The 16,215-nt window shown below is 68.7% G+C and carries 14 protein-coding genes and 1 riboswitch; of the genes, 11 read left to right on the top strand and 3 right to left on the bottom strand.

The features are described 5' to 3' along the window. Positions 1-25: 25 nt before the first annotated feature. A complete protein-coding gene (locus AX744_RS15700) occupies positions 26-1,405 on the bottom strand; it encodes an MFS transporter (RefSeq protein ID WP_061017883.1) in 1,380 nt (459 codons plus the stop codon). Positions 1,406-1,555: 150 nt separating this feature from the next. Here AX744_RS15700 and AX744_RS15695 point away from each other — a divergent pair, with 150 nt between their 5' ends. The 9 genes from AX744_RS15695 to AX744_RS15655 all read left to right on the top strand — a co-directional run bounded on the left by AX744_RS15695 (position 1,556) and on the right by AX744_RS15655 (position 10,774). Beyond that, entirely contained in the window at positions 1,556-3,025 is a 1,470-nt protein-coding gene (locus tag AX744_RS15695) for a fumarylacetoacetate hydrolase family protein (protein WP_061017881.1), read from the top strand. After that, on the top strand, positions 3,022-3,750 hold the full coding sequence (locus AX744_RS15690) for a GntR family transcriptional regulator (RefSeq protein ID WP_061017879.1): 729 nt from the start codon (positions 3,022-3,024) through the stop codon (positions 3,748-3,750). The genes AX744_RS15695 and AX744_RS15690 overlap by 4 nt, the downstream gene beginning before the upstream one ends. Then, positions 3,747-5,246, top strand: coding sequence for a 5-carboxymethyl-2-hydroxymuconate semialdehyde dehydrogenase (hpaE, locus tag AX744_RS15685; protein WP_046748846.1), 1,500 nt, complete (start codon positions 3,747-3,749; stop codon positions 5,244-5,246). The genes AX744_RS15690 and hpaE overlap by 4 nt, the downstream gene beginning before the upstream one ends. Positions 5,247-5,338: 92 nt before the next feature. After that, complete coding sequence (hpaD, locus tag AX744_RS15680; protein ID WP_046748845.1) at positions 5,339-6,502, top strand: 3,4-dihydroxyphenylacetate 2,3-dioxygenase; 1,164 nt, start codon at positions 5,339-5,341, stop codon at positions 6,500-6,502. Positions 6,503-6,511: 9 nt separating this feature from the next. Beyond that, on the top strand, positions 6,512-7,297 hold the full coding sequence (locus tag AX744_RS15675) for a fumarylacetoacetate hydrolase family protein (RefSeq protein WP_061017877.1): 786 nt from the start codon (positions 6,512-6,514) through the stop codon (positions 7,295-7,297). After that, positions 7,282-8,082, top strand: coding sequence for an HpcH/HpaI aldolase family protein (locus AX744_RS15670; RefSeq protein WP_061017875.1), 801 nt, complete (start codon positions 7,282-7,284; stop codon positions 8,080-8,082). Before AX744_RS15675 ends, AX744_RS15670 begins: the two co-directional genes overlap by 16 nt. Positions 8,083-8,195: 113 nt before the next feature. After that, positions 8,196-9,425 carry an MFS transporter gene (locus tag AX744_RS15665; protein ID WP_052748791.1) on the top strand — a complete coding sequence of 410 codons (1,230 nt, stop codon included), beginning with the start codon at positions 8,196-8,198 and terminating at the stop codon, positions 9,423-9,425. A gap of 38 nt (positions 9,426-9,463) precedes the next feature. Continuing rightward, positions 9,464-10,186 carry a DUF6882 domain-containing protein gene (locus AX744_RS15660; protein ID WP_046748842.1) on the top strand — a complete coding sequence of 241 codons (723 nt, stop codon included), beginning with the start codon at positions 9,464-9,466 and terminating at the stop codon, positions 10,184-10,186. A 30-nt stretch (positions 10,187-10,216) separates the two neighbouring features. Then, a complete protein-coding gene (locus AX744_RS15655) occupies positions 10,217-10,774 on the top strand; it encodes a hypothetical protein (protein WP_061017873.1) in 558 nt (185 codons plus the stop codon). A 75-nt stretch (positions 10,775-10,849) separates the two neighbouring features. On the opposite strand, the gene AX744_RS15650 is transcribed toward AX744_RS15655, so the two are convergent. Together AX744_RS15650 and glyA are read right to left on the bottom strand one after the other, a co-directional pair. Beyond that, positions 10,850-11,728 carry a bifunctional methylenetetrahydrofolate dehydrogenase/methenyltetrahydrofolate cyclohydrolase gene (locus tag AX744_RS15650; RefSeq protein ID WP_046748840.1) on the bottom strand — a complete coding sequence of 293 codons (879 nt, stop codon included), beginning with the start codon at positions 11,726-11,728 and terminating at the stop codon, positions 10,850-10,852. Positions 11,729-11,896: 168 nt separating this feature from the next. Continuing rightward, positions 11,897-13,171 carry a serine hydroxymethyltransferase gene (gene glyA, locus AX744_RS15645; protein ID WP_046748839.1) on the bottom strand — a complete coding sequence of 425 codons (1,275 nt, stop codon included), beginning with the start codon at positions 13,169-13,171 and terminating at the stop codon, positions 11,897-11,899. 38 nt (positions 13,172-13,209) lie between these two features. Then, positions 13,210-13,294: riboswitch (ZMP/ZTP riboswitch) on the bottom strand. A 108-nt stretch (positions 13,295-13,402) separates the two neighbouring features. Between glyA and AX744_RS15640 the strand changes: the two genes are divergently transcribed. Further along, a complete protein-coding gene (locus AX744_RS15640) occupies positions 13,403-14,914 on the top strand; it encodes a family 20 glycosylhydrolase (protein ID WP_082738549.1) in 1,512 nt (503 codons plus the stop codon). Continuing rightward, complete coding sequence (nagA, locus tag AX744_RS15635; RefSeq protein ID WP_061017869.1) at positions 14,911-16,083, top strand: N-acetylglucosamine-6-phosphate deacetylase; 1,173 nt, start codon at positions 14,911-14,913, stop codon at positions 16,081-16,083. The genes AX744_RS15640 and nagA overlap by 4 nt, the downstream gene beginning before the upstream one ends. Positions 16,084-16,215 lie beyond the last annotated feature (132 nt).

Here is a 16,215-nt window from a genome sequence, read left to right as displayed (position 1 = left end):
GGAGCAGGTCGACGAGCGGCGCGGCTCAGGCCTTCGCGAGTCCGTAGATCGGGCTGACGGACTGCTCCTCCTCGTGATCCGGTCCGAGCGGGATGCCCGAGCGGTCGCGCAGCAGCAGGGTCGCGACGAGGCCCAGCACGGTCATGCCGGCCAGGTACCAGGTGACGGCGCCCGTCGAGCCGGTCGCCTTCACGATGGCCGTCGCGATCGTCGGGGCGAACGCGCCGCCGGCGATGGCACCGATCGCGTACGAGATCGAGACACCGGAGAAGCGGATGCTCGCGGGGAACAGCTCGGCGTACAGCGCCGCCTGCGGGCCGTAGGTGAATCCGAGGCCGATCGTGAGGATCGCGAGTCCGGTGAACAGCAGCCCGATCTCACCGGTGTTGACCAGCGGGAACAGCGTGAACACACCCACCAGCTGCAGCACCCAGCCGACGATGTACGTGGTGCGGCGGCCGATGCGGTCGGAGAGCCACCCCGCGAGGAGGGTGGTGAGCAGCCAGGTGACCGCAGACCCGGCGACAGCCCAGAGCACGGGGCCGCGCTCGAGGCCGATGGGACCTGTGGGGTCCGTGGCGTACCCCTGGATGTAGCCACCGGTGGTCATGTAGCCGACCGCGTTGTTGCCGGCGAAGACGAACGCGGCGACGATCACGAGCAGCAGGTGCTTGCGGAACAGCTGCGCGATCGGCATCCTGGCCTTCTCCTTGCGGGCCGCGAGCTCGGTGAACACGGGGCTCTCCTCGACCTTGCGACGCACGTAGTAGCCGACGAGGATCAGCACGACGCTCAGCAGGAACGGCACGCGCCAGCCCCACGCGAGGAACTGGTCGCCGGGGGCGATCACCGTCATGAGCGCCATCACACCGGAGGCGAGCAGGAGGCCGAGGGGCACGCCGATCTGCGGGGACGCTCCGAAGATGCCGCGCTTCTTGCGGGGAGCATGCTCGACGGCCATCAGCACCGCGCCGCCCCACTCGCCGCCCGCCGAGATGCCCTGCACGATGCGCAGCAGCACCAGCAGGATCGGCGCCATCAGCCCGATGGTCTCGTAGGTGGGGAGGATGCCGATGAGGGCTGTGGCCGCGCCCATCAGGATCAGCGTCCACATCAGCACGGTCTTGCGTCCGAGCTTGTCACCGTAGTGACCGGCGAGGAACGCACCGAGGGGGCGGAACAGGAAGCTGACGCCGACCGTGGCGAAGCCGATCAGGGCGCTGTTCTCGCCGAGCGGGGCGAAGAAGAGCTGCCCGAAGACGAGACCGACGGCCGTGGCGTAGATGAAGAAGTCGTACCACTCGACAGTGGTTCCGACGACGGTGGCGAACACGACACGGCGCCGATCAGCCGCTGTCGCGATGGTTCCGGTGGGCGTGAACCCAGCCTGTGACTGCCCGCTCATGGGGTGTCTCCTTTGGTTGTGACCGCATTGTCACGGCGCGCGGCGGACGTGAATCCGAAGTGCTTGCCGAGGGGTGAACCGATAATATATGATTTCGAATACGACGCACAAGGCGTCGCGCAGGACACTGACAGCGCGAGGAGGCGCCCCGTGACGGAACCCATCGACCGCCCCGGCAAGATCATCGCGATCCACCTGAGCTACGCCTCCCGAGCGGATCAGCGCGGCCGGCGCCCCGCCGCCCCCTCCTACTTCTTCAAGCCGGCCAGCTCCGTCGGCGTCTCCGGCGGCACCGTCGAGCGGCCGGCCGGTACCGAGCTGCTCGCGTTCGAGGGAGAGATCGCGCTCGTGATCGGCTCGGCCGCGCGCCGCGTCTCCCTCGATGACGCCTGGTCCCACGTGGGCTGGGTGACCGCCTCGAACGACCTCGGCCTGTACGACCTGCGCGCCAACGACAAGGGCTCGAACGTCCGCTCCAAAGGCGGCGACGGCTACACCCCGATCGGCCCCGAGCTGATCGATGCCCGCACCGTCGACCCCACGGCGCTGCGCGTGCGCACCTGGGTCAACGGCGAACTCCGCCAGGACGACACCACGGCAGGACTGATCTTCCCGCTCGCCCAACTCGTCGCCGACCTCTCCCAGCACTTCACGCTCGAACCCGGCGATGTGATCCTCACCGGCACCCCCGCCGGCTCATCCGTCATCGTCCCCGGCGACGTCGTCGAGGTCGAGGTGGACGCACCGGATGAACCGGGAGCCCCGAGCTCGGGACGCCTCGTCACCACCGTGACCCAGGGCGAGACTCCGTTCGACGGAGAGATCGGCTCGCTCCCCGCCGTGGACGACCTGCAGCGCACCGAGGCATGGGGCTCGCGGGCGGAAGCAGGACTGCCTCCCGTCGAGAAGGCTCCCGGCCTCTCCCCCGAACTGCGCGCACAGTTGCGGGAGGCGCCGACGGCCGGGCTCTCGGCGCAGCTCCGCAAGCGCGGACACCACTCCTGCTTCATCGACGGAGTCTCGGTCAACATCCCGGGACAGAAGATCGTCGGCACCGCGAAGACGCTGCGCTTCGTCCCGTTCCGCGAAGACCTCTTCGCCTCGCACGGCGGCGGCTACAACGCCCAGAAGCGGGCGTTCGACGCGGTGGAGGACGGCGAGGTCATCGTGATCGAAGCTCGCGGCGATGCCACGACGGGCACGCTCGGCGACATCCTGGCCCTGCGCGCCAAGGTGCGCGGCGCAGCGGGAGTCGTCACCGACGGCGGCGTCCGCGATTACGACGCGGTGGCCGAGATCGGCCTTCCCGTGTTCTCGCAGGGCGCGCACCCGTCGGTGCTCGGTCGCAAGCACGTGCCGTGGGACGTGGACGTCACGATCTCCTGCGGCGGCGCGACCGTGCAGCCCGGCGACATCATCGTCGGCGACAGCGACGGCGTGATCGTGATCCCACCGGCCCTGGCCGCCGAGGTCGCGGCGAGCGCCGTCGCGCAGGAGATCGAAGACGCCTGGATCGCCGAGCAGGTCGCCGCAGGACACCCGGTCGACGGCCTCTTCCCCTTGAACGCCGAGTGGCGGGCACGCTACGAGAAGGCCGTGTCCGACGGGAGCACACGATGACCACGACGGCCGCGAGCAAGTCCGAGGTCGCGTACGAGTGGCTGCGCTCCCGCATCACGGGACACATGTTCAGCCCCGGGTACCGGCTGGTGCTGGGATCCATCGCCGACGATCTCCAGATGAGCGTCGTCCCCGTGCGCGAGGCGATCCGCCGTCTCGAGGCCGAAGGGCTCGTGACGTTCGAGCGCAACGTCGGCGCGCGGGTGACCCTCGTGGATGAGAGCGAGTACGCGCACACGATGCAGACGCTCGGCCTCGTCGAGGGCTGCGCCACCGCCCTGTCCGCTCCCCTGCTCGACGACCAGGCCCTCGAGGAGGCCGCCCGGATCAACGACCGGATGGCGCAGATGCTCGACCACCTCGACGCGCACGCCTTCACCGAGCTCAACCGCCAGTTCCATTCGGTGCTGTTCGAGCCGTGCCCCAACCCGCACCTGCTCGATCTCGTGCACCGCGGCTGGTCGCGACTCTCCGGCATCCGCGAGACGACCTTCGCCTCGATTCCAGGGCGCGCTCAGCACTCGGTCGAGGAGCACACCGAGATCCTCGACCTCATCCGAGCAGGCGCCGATCCGCTCGAGATCGAACTCGCCGCCCGCAACCACCGCTGGCGCACCATGGACGCGTTCCTCGACGCCCTGCACACCCGTTCCGCCCAGACGACCTCAGCTCAGACGACTTCAGCTCAGACGACTTCCGCACAGACGACCGGAGAAACCTCATGACCGATTCGCGCATCCCCGCCGACCTCCCCGACCACATCCAGCACTACATCGACGGCGCCTTCGTGGATTCCGTCGACGGCGACACGTTCGACGTGCTCGACCCGGTGACGAACAAGACCTACACGACGGCCGCTGCCGGCAAGAAGGCCGACATCGAGCTCGCGGTGGCCGCAGCCAAGCGCGCCTTCGACGAAGGTCCCTGGCCGCGCATGCTGCCGCGCGAGCGCTCCCGGGTGCTGCACAAGATCGCCGACATCGTGGAGTCGCGCGACGCCCGGCTCGCCGAGCTGGAGTCGTACGACTCCGGCCTGCCGATCACGCAGGCGTTGGGGCAGGCCCGCCGCGCCGCCGAGAACTTCCGCTTCTTCGCCGACCTGATCGTCGCGCAGTCCGACGACGCCTTCAAGGTGCCGGGCAAGCAGATGAACTACGTCAACCGCAAGCCCATCGGCGTGGCCGGACTCATCACACCCTGGAACACGCCGTTCATGCTCGAGTCCTGGAAGCTCGGTCCCGCCCTCGCCACCGGCAACACGGTCGTGCTGAAGCCGGCCGAGTTCACGCCGCTGTCGGCATCCCTGTGGGCGGGCATCTTCGAGGAGGCCGGCCTCCCCCAGGGTGTGTTCAACCTCGTGAACGGCCTCGGCGAAGACGCGGGCGACGCCCTGGTGAAGCACCCCGACGTGCCGCTCATCTCGTTCACCGGCGAGAGCCGTACGGGACAGATCATCTTCGGCAACGCGGCACCCTTCCTCAAGGGGCTCTCGATGGAGCTCGGTGGCAAGTCGCCCGCCGTGGTCTTCGCCGATGCCGACCTGGAGGCCGCCGTCGACGCGACCATCTTCGGAGTCTTCTCCCTGAACGGCGAGCGCTGCACGGCAGGTTCGCGCATCCTCGTCGAGCGGTCGATCTACGAGGAGTTCGTGGAGCGCTACGCGGCGCAGGCGAAGCGCGTCAAGGTCGGCTACCCGCACGACCCCGCCACGGAGGTCGGAGCGCTGGTTCACCCCGAGCACTACGACAAGGTGATGAGCTACGTCGAGATCGGCAAGGGCGAGGGCCGCCTGGTCGCCGGCGGTGGCCGTCCGGAGGGCTTCGAGGAAGGGAACTTCGTCGCACCGACCGTGTTCGCCGATGTCTCCCCCGATGCCCGCATCTTCCAGGAGGAGATCTTCGGTCCAGTCGTCGCGATCACGCCCTTCGACTCCGACGCCGAGGCGCTGTCGCTCGCGAACAACACGAAGTACGGTCTGGCCGCCTACATCTGGACCAACGACCTCAAGCGTGCGCACAACTTCGCGCAGTCGGTCGAGGCCGGCATGGTGTGGCTGAACAGCAACAACGTGCGGGACCTCCGCACCCCGTTCGGCGGTGTGAAGGCATCGGGCCTCGGCCACGAGGGCGGCTATCGCTCCATCGACTTCTACACCGACCAGCAGAGCGTGCACATCACGCTCGCTGAGCACTCGCACAACCCGACCTTCGGCAAGAACTGACCACAACCCCTCCGCTCCGGTCGCGATATGACAGGCTTCTCGCCCGAATCCCCTGGAATATCGCGACCGGAACCGTAAGCAAGGACGCTGACATGACACACCGCGACGACATGACCCTGACCTCCTCGGGCTTCTACGTCTCCCAGGAGGCGCCGATCCGCTCGGACAACCCCATCGCGACGCCGCAGAGCTCGCCTCCGGACATCCTGCGCTGCGCCTACATGGAGCTCGTGGTCACCGACCTCGCCGCGTCGCGCCAGTTCTACGTCGACGTCCTGGGTCTGTACGTGACCGCGGAGGACGACGAGGCGATCTACCTGCGCTCGACCGAGGAGTTCATCCACCACAACCTCGTCTTGCGAAAGGGGCCGATCGCCGCCGTCGCCGCGTTCTCGTACCGCGTCCGCACGCCGGAGGACCTCGACCGCGCCGTCGAGTTCTACACCGAGCTGGGCTGCGACGTGCGCCGCAAGGAGGGCGGCTTCGTGAAGGGCATCGGAGACTCGGTGCGTGTGGTCGACCCCCTCGGCTTCCCGTACGAGTTCTTCTACGCCACCGAGCACGTCGAGCGGATGTCGTGGCGGTACGACCTGCACATCCCCGGCGAGCTGGTGCGGCTCGACCACTTCAACCAGGTCACCCCCGATGTGCCGCGCGCCGTCGGCTTCATGCAGGACCTCGGCTTCCGCGTCACGGAGGATATCCAGGACGAGGAGGGCACGGTCTACGCCGCCTGGATGCGCCGCAAGCCCACCGTGCACGACACGGCCATGACCGGCGGCGACGGACCGCGCATGCACCACGTGTGCTTCGCGACGCACGAGAAGCACAACATCCTCGCGATCTGCGACAAGCTCGGAGCTCTGCGCCGTTCCGACTCGATCGAGCGCGGTCCCGGCCGTCACGGCGTGAGCAACGCGTTCTACCTCTACCTGCGCGACCCCGACGGGCACCGCGTCGAGGTGTACACGCAGGACTACTACACCGGCGACCCCGACAACCCGGTCATCACCTGGGACGTGCACGACAACCAGCGCCGCGACTGGTGGGGCAACCCCGTCGTCCCGTCCTGGTACACGGATGCGTCTCTGGTGCTCGACCTCGACGGCAACCCGCAGCCCGTGGTCGCCCGCACCGACTCCAGCGAGATGGCAGTGACCATCGGTGCCGACGGCTTCTCCTACACGCGAGCGGAAGACGACAAGGACATGCCCGAGTACAAGCAGGGCGAGTACAAGCTCGGCCACCAGCTCTAGGAGGATCCGATGCTGCCAGAGGAGACGGTCGCCGCGATCGCCGCAGAACTCGCCGATGCCGACCGCGCGCATAGCGTGATCCCGCGCATCACGGCGCGGTACCCCGAAGCCACGGTCGAGGATTCCTACGCGATCCAGGGCGTCTGGAGGGACTCGCAGATCGCTGCGGGACGTCGACTCGTGGGGCGCAAGATCGGCCTGACCTCCAGAGCCATGCAGCAGGCGACGGGGATCACCGAACCGGACTACGGCGTCATGTTCGACGACACCGTGTACGAGTCCGGCGCCGAGATCCCCGTCGACCACTTCTCGAACGTGCGCATCGAGGTCGAGCTGGCCTTCGTGCTGAAGACGCCGCTCGAGGGGCCGGACTGCACTCTCGAGGACGCTCTCGCGGCGATCGACTACGCGGTGCCGGCGCTCGAGGTGCTGAACTCGCACATCGAGCTCGAGGGCCGGACGATCGTCGACACCATCAGCGACAACGCCGCCTACGGGGCGATGGTGCTCGGCACGGTGCACAAGCGTCCGGACGAGATCGATCTGCGCTGGGTGCCCGGCGTGCTCTCCCGCAACGGAGAGATCGAGGAGACCGGTGTCGCCGCCGGGGTGCTCGGGCATCCGGCCACCGGAGTGGCATGGCTCGCGAACAAGTTCCACCAGCACGGCGCGCGTCTCGAAGCGGGCGAGATCATCCTGGCAGGATCGTTCACGCGCCCGATGTGGGTGTCGCGCGGCGACGAGGTGCTGTGCGATTACGGACCGATGGGAACAATCGCATGCCGCTTCGTCTAGCTCCGTCCTTCCGCGAGCAGTTGGCCGACTCCGACCGATCGCTCGTGGGGATGTGGGTCTGCTCCGGCAGCCCGCTGCTCGCCGAGGTCGCCGCGGGGTCGGGGCTCGACTGGCTGCTGATCGACATGGAGCACTCGGCGAGCACGCTGGAGTCCGTGCTGGTACAGCTTCAGGCGGTCGCCGCCTACCCGATCGCTCCCCTCGTGCGGGTGCCGTCGAATGACACCGTCGCGATCAAGCAGGTCCTCGACCTCGGGGCGCAGAACCTCATCGTCCCGATGGTGTCCTCCGCTGAAGAGGCACGCACCGCCGTCGCCGCGACCCGGTACCCGCCGGAGGGCGTGCGCGGAGTGGGCAGCGCTCTGGCCCGCAGCGCCCGCTGGAATCGCGTCGACCGGTATCTGCAGGAATCCGCGCAGCACGTGTCGTTGACGGTGCAGATCGAGACGGCTGCGGGCGTCGAAGCCGCCGCCGACATCGCCGCGGTCGACGGGGTGGACGCGGTGTTCGTCGGTCCCTCCGACCTCTCCGCGTCGATGGGATTGCTCGGCCAGCAGACCCACCCCGAGGTCACGGCCGCTGTCGAGAGGGTCTTCACCGCCGTCAAGGCTGCGGGCAAGGCCGTGGGTGTGAACGCCTTCGACCCCACGGCCGCCGATGCCTATCTCGCGGCGGGCGCCGACTTCGTGGCGGTCGGAGCCGACGTGGCGCTGCTCGCCCGAGCCTCGGAGGCCCTGGCCGCCCGCTTCATCGCCGTGGATGCCGCCGACCGCGCCAGCTACTGACCGTTCGACTCGCGCGAATCGTCGTATCCAGGTCCTGGATGCACCCCTTTGCGCGATTCGAAGGGCTCCAGGCCGTGGCAGGATAGCCCGGTGCACAGAGGCGAGGTCGTGAGGTGATCCGCGGGCTCGCCGCGATGCAGGACCGCAACTTCCGCTGGTTCTTCCTGGCGCGCGCCATCACGATGATCGCCGGCTCGATGTCGTCGATCGCGCTCGCGTTCGCGGTCCTCGAGATCGACAACGACGCCAGGTCGCTGTCGTTCGTGCTCGCCGCCTTCACCATCAGCAACATCGTGTTCGTGCTGTTCGGTGGAGTGATCGCCGACCGTCTCCCCCGTGCGCTGATCATCCAGGCCTGCTACGTGGTCGACATCCTCTCGATCGGCACGATCGCGGCTCTGTTGTTCACCGGCACCGCCACGATCCCCCTGCTCATCGTGCTGTCGATCGTGAACGGCGCCTCCACGGCGTTCGTGCTGCCCGCGATGCAGGGCATCATCCCGCAGCTGACGACGCCGGAGCACCTGCAGCAGGCGAACGCGATGCTGTCCTTCGTGCGGTCCGCCGTGACCATCGGCGGCCCGATCATCGCGGGCGTCCTGGTGGCGACGGCGGGGCCGGCGTGGGCGATGGTGGTGCAGGCCGCCGGCTGGGTGATCGCGATCCCGGTGCTGGCGCTCGTGAAGCTCCCGCCGCCATCGCACGCGGGCGGCACCACGATGTTCCACGACCTCCGCATCGGCTGGCGGGAGTTCTGGAGCCGGTCGTGGCTGTGGACGATCGTGCTGGCGTTCATGATCATGAACGCCATCCATGTGGGCGCGTGGGGCGTCGTCGGTCCGTACATCGCCAAGAACAACGACCTGCTGGGCATCACCGGCTGGGGATGGGTGGTCAGCGCCGAAGGCGTCGGGGTGCTGCTGATGACCCTGCTGCTGATGTGGTTCCCGCTGCGACGACCGCTGCGCTACGGGATGATCGGCATGGCCGCGTTCGCGATCCCCGTCACGATGCTGGGCGTCCACCCCGCCGTGGTCCTGCTCGCCATGGCCGCCTTCATCGCGGGTGCCGGCGCCGAGGTGTTCAGCACCGGCTGGAACCTCGCGATGATGGAGAACATCCCCGGCGAGAAGCTCTCCCGGGTGTCGAGCTACGACATGCTCGGGAGCTTCGTCGTGATGCCGATCGGAACCCTGGTCTACGGCTGGCTGATCACGCACGCAGATCCGGCGACCGTTCTGATCACGTCCGGGGTCGTCTACGCGGGTGTCGCGCTCGTCACGCTCGCGGTGCCGAGCGTGTGGCGGATGGGCAGGCCGCAATCCGCGACGCTCCCCGTATGAGCGAGCGGATTCATAGCATCGACCGCGAGACTGTGGGCATGACCTTCGCCGCGCTCCAGCCCCTCGCCGATCGTGCCGCTCTCTTCGTCGCACTCCGTCAGGACGCCCTGTCCGCCGCTGCCGACGCCCTCGGCGAGCACCGCTGGGACGCCGACCTGGCCGCCGGCACGATCACCTTCACGTCCGACGCGGATCCGTCTCGCCAGCTGGTCGCCCGCGCCCACCTGATCGCGACGATCGCGCCGGGCCCCCGCTCTCTCCTCTGGGCCTGGGCGCATCCGAGCGGCGACCCGCAGGGCGTCGCGGGTCAGCTGCACGCCTATGGCAGCGAGCACGGGATCACAGAACTGACGACGGCGGAGGTGCCGTTCCCCGACGGCGTGTCCGGCGACGACGCGTGGATCGCTCAGGCTGCGCACACGATCGGCGGTGTCGCCGTCGAGCTCACTGGCCGCTCCCCGTACTACTCCGCCCCGGTCGGCAACGGAACCCGCGCCGTGTTCCTCCTCGATGCCCCGCTCGCACCGCTCACGGTCGCGGATGCGGTCATCGCACTGCCCCGTGTCCTCTCCGCCACGGCACTCCCCGACGCGCGCACGGCGGTCTGGGACCTCGCGCGTCTCGCGGGGTGGACCCTCACCTGGACGGACGAGGCGTTCTCCGGGGCGACGGTGTCGGATGCCACGGGAACCGCGAGCTTCCGCTTCGACGAGCAGGCCCGCATCAGCGGGATCGAGAGCACCCTGCAGACCCAGGGGTGATCGCCTCCTGAGGTGTGGGATTCTGGTCGCATGAAGAACGGAATCGTCCGGTTCGCCGCGCTCTACGTGTTCAACGTCGCGGCCCTGTTGCTGATCGGCCTGCTGCTGCCGGGCGTCTCCGTCGGCCTCAACGCCCTGTGGGCATCGGTCGTCCTGACTCTCGCCGCCCTGTTCGTGAAGCCCCTGCTCGCCGGGGCCTTCCGCAGATCGGCGGCGAAATCGGCGGCCGAGCGCACGAAGACCGGCGAGAAGATCGTGCAGTACGTGCTGGTGTACCTCGTCGAACTCATCATCTGGGTGCTCACGGTCTGGCTGAGCGGTGTGCGCGCTTCCGGGTTCTGGGCATTCGTGCTGCCGCCCCTGGCGCTGCTGTTCGGGTGGATGATCTACGACCAGATCGACGATCGCCTGCGGGCGAAGGCCGGCGAGATCTACGACTCGGTGCAGGCGAGGATGAAGGGCGGGACGAAGACCGCGCCCTCCGCCGCCGCGCCCGTCCCCGAGACCCCCGAGACCCGAGCCGCACGTGACGAGCTCGGAGACGGTCTGACGGCCGAGCAGCGTCGGATGCTCGACGAGCTGGACTGATTCGACCCCGCTCCGCGAAGACGAGAGGCGCCCATCCTCCAGGATGGGCGCTTCTCGTTTCGAGTTCGGTCGTCGTCAGAGCGACCGCTCAGCGGCCTCCACGACGTTCGTCATGAGCAGGGCGACCGTCATGGGGCCGACGCCGCCCGGGTTCGGGGAGATGTACCCCGCGACCTCGGCCACATCCGGTGCGACGTCGCCGAACACGAGGCTCTTGCCGGTGTCGGGGTCGGTCTCGCGCGTCACGCCCACGTCGAGCACGGCGGCTCCGGGCTTGACGTCTTCCGCGCGGATCAGGTGCTTCACCCCGGCGGCGGCGACGATCACGTCGGCTTCACGCAGGTACTTCGGCATGTCGACGGTGCCGGTGTGGGTGAGTGTGACGGTGGCGTTGAGGTCGCGTCGGGTCAGCAGCAGGCCGATGGAGCGACCGATGGTCACCCCGCGTCCGACCACCACGACGTGCTTGCCCTTGAGGTCGTAGTCGTTGCGCAGCAGCAGCTCGATCACACCGCGCGGCGTGCACGGCAGCGGGGTGTGGATCGGGCTGTTGACGTTCAGCACCAGCCGACCGAGGTTGGTCGGGTGCAGGCCGTCCGCGTCCTTCGCCGGGTCGATCCGCTCGAGGATCGCGTCCGTGTCGATGTGCTTCGGCAGGGGCAGCTGCACGATGTAGCCGTGGCAGGCGGGGTCGGCGTTGAGCTCGTCGATCAGGGCCTCGACGTCGGCCTGCGTCGCATCGGCGGGCAGTTCACGCTGGATCGAGTTCATGCCGATCGCCTCGGACTGCCGGTGCTTCATGCCCACGTACAGCTGCGACGCCGGATCGGCACCCACGAGCACCGTCGCGATTCCCGGCGTGATCCCCTTGCTCTTCAGCTCGGCGACACGCTCGGTGAGCTCGGCACGGATCGCCGCAGAGGCCGCCTTCCCATCGAGGATCTTCGCGGTCATGTCTTCTTCCTTCTTTCCCTGTCGTGTCCTGTTCCTGCTCACCTTGCCCCCTCGCCCCACTCGGCCCGTCGAGTGCACCGGTACTCGGCGAGTGCACGGCCGGTTCGCGTGAACGAGCCGTGCACTCGGCGATATCGCGTGCACTCGCGGAGCGAGGAGCGAGAGGTGCTACTGCTGCAGGTCGGGGTAGAGCGGGAAAGCGGCGGCGAGGGCGTCCACGCGCGCGCGGAGGGCCTCGATATCGGCACCGGGGAGCAGCGCGAGCGCGATGATGTCGGCCACCTCTGTGAACTCGGCATCACCGAAGCCGCGGGTCGCGAGCGCGGGCGTACCGATGCGCAGACCCGAGGTCACCATCGGCGGACGCGGGTCGTTCGGCACGGCGTTGCGGTTCACCGTGATGTGGATGTCGTGCAGGAGGTCCTCGGCCTGCTTGCCGTCGATCTCGGCGTCGCGCAGGTCGACGAGCACGAGGTGCACGTCGGTTCCGCCTGAGCGCACGGCGATGCCGGCGTCCTGAACGTCCTGCTGCGACAGACGCTCGGCGATGAGCTTTGCACCGCGGAGCACGCGCTCCTGGCGCTCCTTGAACTCCGGCGTGCCTGCGAGCTTGAAGGCGGTCGCCTTCGCGGCGATCACGTGCATGAGCGGCCCGCCCTGCTGGCCAGGGAACACCGCGGTGTTGATCTTCTTGGCGAGCTCGGCGTCGTTGGTGAGGATGAAGCCGGAGCGCGGTCCGCCGATGGTCTTGTGCACGGTCGAGGAGACCACGTGCGCGTGAGGAACCGGGTTCGGGTGCAGACCTGCGGCGACGAGGCCGGCGAAGTGCGCCATGTCGACCCAGAGCAGCGCCCCGACCTCGTCGGCGATCGCACGGAACGCCGCGAAGTCCATCGTGCGCGGGTAGGCGGACCAGCCGGCGATGATCACCTTGGGCTTGTGCTCGATCGCGAGACGACGCACCTCGTCCATGTCGATCGTCGAGGTCTCAGGGTCGACGCCGTAGGCGACGATGTCGTAGAGACGACCGGAGAAGTTGATCTTCATGCCGTGCGTGAGGTGGCCGCCCTGGTCGAGCGACAGGCCGAGCAGGGTGTCGCCGGGGCGGGCGATCGCGTGCAGCACAGCGGCGTTCGCGGATGCACCTGAGTGCGGCTGGACGTTCGCGAACTCCGCGCCGAACAGGCTCTTGGCGCGGGAGATGGCGAGCTCCTCAGCCACGTCGACCTCTTCGCAGCCGCCGTAATAGCGACGACCGGGGTAGCCCTCTGCGTACTTGTTGGTGAGCACGGAGCCCTGCGACTGCAGCACCGAGACGGGCACGAAGTTCTCCGATGCGATCATCTCGAGGAAGGTCTGCTGACGCTTCAGCTCGCGGTCGAGCACCTGGGCGATCTCGGGATCGACCTCGGAGAGCGGGGCGTTGAAGTAACGGTCGGTCATGACGTGCTCCTTTTGACGACGGATTCGAAAGGGGTGTTCCTATCGGCCCAGGCGCGCGGTCGAATTCCGTGGTCAGTCGCTCCCCGGTGGTAGTCCACCCAGACGCCAGTCGCGACGGTTACGAGCATAGCCGATCAGAGCCGGCGCGCACGTTGCTGATCCGGCCATCGTCGCAGAATCGATTCGATCTCGACCATTCCCCTCGACGACACCGACGGGTAGGTTTTGTTCATGGTCCTTCCTCATCCTCTCCCTCTGGTCCCCGCACCCGTTTCGGCCGTCCCGCGCGAAGGACGGATGCCGATCACCGCGACGACGCGTGTTCTCGGCTCCTCCCCTGCTGCCGACCAGCTGATCGAGGCGGTCGAGCGTCGCAGCGGTATCCGCCTGTCGCTCGCGGACGAGGCGCCCGCCGACATCGAGCTGCTGATCGATGCGACCTCTTCCGCACCCGAGGGGTACACACTCGAGGTCGGCGAGCGGGCTGTCGTCGTGGGTGCCGACGAGGCGGGACTGTTCTACGGCGTGCAGACACTGCTGCAGCTGCTGCGCCAGGACGAGTCCGGCTGGGGCCTGCTCGGCGCGGACGTCGCGGATTCCCCCCGCTTCCCGCGGCGCGGAGTCATGCTCGACGTGGCGCGTCACTTCTTCGGCGTCGACGACGTCAAGCGGTTCATCGACAGCACCAGCGCCCTCAAGTTCAACCACCTGCACCTGCACCTCAGCGACGACCAGGGGTGGCGCGTGCACATCGACTCCTGGCCCCTGCTGACCGAGCGGGCATCCCTCACCTCGGCGGACGGCGACCCCGGCGGCTTCTACACGAAGGACGACTACCGCGAGATCGTGAGATACGCCGCCTCGCGTCACATGATCGTCATCCCCGAGATCGACCTTCCCGGCCACACCCACGCGGTCGGCGTCGCCTACCCCGAGCTCGTCGAGGCACCCGTGCTGAACGACAACCTGATCGCGGAGTCGGAGCGGCTCGGCCAGCCCCTCCCCGTCGCCGGTGAGACCTACCTGGGGTGGGGGGTCGGCCACTCCAGCGTGCGCATCCACGATGAGCGCACCTACGACTTCGTGCGCGACGTCGTGCGTGAGCTCGCCGAGATGACCCCTGGCCCCTACATCCACATCGGCGGCGACGAGTCCCTCGGAACACCTCAAGCCGACTTCGATCTCTTCGCGGAGCGCGCGACCGCGATCGTCGTGGAAGCCGGCAGGATCCCGGTGGCCTGGCACGAGATGGGCTCGGCGGCGCACATCGCCGAGGGCACGGTCGGACAGTACTGGGGGAAGACCACCCCCGAGGGCACACACGCCGAGGAGGCCGCCCACTTCGTCGAGCGCGGCGGCGCCCTGATCATGTCGGCGGCGGACGTCACGTATCTCGACATGAAGTACACCGAGGACTTCCCGCTGGGCCTCACCTGGGCAGCGATCATCGATGTGCGCTCCGCCTACGAGTGGGAACCCACCGACGTCCTCGACGTGCCGGACAGCGCGATCCTCGGCATCGAGGCTCCACTGTGGTCGGAGACCACCCGCACGCTCGACGAGGTCGAACAGCTGGTCTTTCCTCGCGCAGCCGCGCAGGCCGAGGTCGCCTGGTCGCCGAGAGAGGCACCGGAACGCGCGTGGGAGTCGTTCCGCGTGCGCGTCGGGTCGCTCGCCCCGTTGTGGAAGGCTGAGGGGGTCGACTTCCACCCCGCAGACGAGATCCCCTGGAGCGCACGTTGAGCACCCACTCCTCCGCGACCGGTTCGCTGGTCATCCACTCCGCACGGATCGTCGACCACGGCGACATCGTCGAGGACGGCTGGGTCCGTATCGACGACGGCATCGTGACCGAGCGCGGGACCGGTTCGGGGTGGACGTCCGCGGATGAGGTCGTCGACGCGACGGCCGTCGCCGGTGCCGGTGCTCTGCTCACCCCGGGATTCGTCGACATCCACGGCCACGGCGGCGCCGGCGCGGCGTTCGACGACGGGGCGGAGGCGATCCGCATCGGCCGCGATCTGCACCGGGAGCACGGTACGACCCGCGCCGTCGTGTCGCTGGTCACGGCGTCGCTGGATTCGCTCGCCCGCAGCGTCGGGCTGATCGCCGACCTGACCGAGACGGATGCCGACATCCTGGGCTCGCACCTCGAGGGTCCGTTCCTCGACCCCGGTCACCACGGTGCGCACGAACCGTCACTGCTGCGCCATCCGACGACCGCCGACGTCGCGCGACTGCTGGACGCCGGACGTGGCACCATCCGCCAGGTCACGATCGCTCCCGAACTTCCAGGCGGGCTCGACGCGATCAGGCAGATCGTCGCAGCCGGTTCGGCGGCTGCGGTCGGGCACACCGACGCGGACGCGAGCATGGCGGTCGCGGCGTTCGAGGCCGGCGCTTCCATCCTCACGCACGCGTTCAACGCGATGCCGGGCATCCATCACCGTGCCCCCGGACCTGTGCTCGCCGCGGCGGCAGACCACCGTGTGGTCCTCGAGGCGATCGCCGACAACGTCCACCTCGACCCGCACGTCATCAAGCTGGTGTTCGACTCCGCGCCGGGACGAGTGGCGCTGATCACGGACGCGATGGCGGCCGCAGGAAGCGCCGACGGCCACTACGACCTCGGCGCGGTGAGCGTGACGGTCGAGAACGGAGTCGCGAGAGCCGATGACACCGGGTCGATCGCCGGCTCCACGCTGACGCAGGATGTGGCTCTGCAGCGCGGCGTGCAGGCAGGGGCGAGCCTGGCGGAAGCCGTCCGGGCTCTCACCGAGACCCCGGCGCGTGCGATCGGGCGCGACGCCTTCCTGGGAAGACTCAGTCCCGGGATGCTCGGCGACGCCGTGCTGCTGGATGCGGAACTGCGCGTCGCGCGCGTGTGGTCAGGACCACGGCTGCTCGTCTGAGACGGCGCCGCGCGCGACGCGCAGCTCTGCGCTCTCCGGTCATGCATTGGTGGGGTGGGAGGCCGCCGTTCCCCAGATCGGCGGCCTCGTTCCCCCTCGTGAGACGGGCGGCCGGGTTCTCCTCCCCCGAGG

The organism is Microbacterium sp. CCH5-D1, assembly GCF_001557335.1.
In the GTDB taxonomy this organism is placed as follows: Bacteria; Actinomycetota; Actinomycetes; order Actinomycetales; family Microbacteriaceae; genus Microbacterium; species Microbacterium oxydans.
The sequence above is the reverse complement of the archived record's forward strand: the minus strand, read 5'-3'. Positions and strand labels throughout refer to the sequence as shown.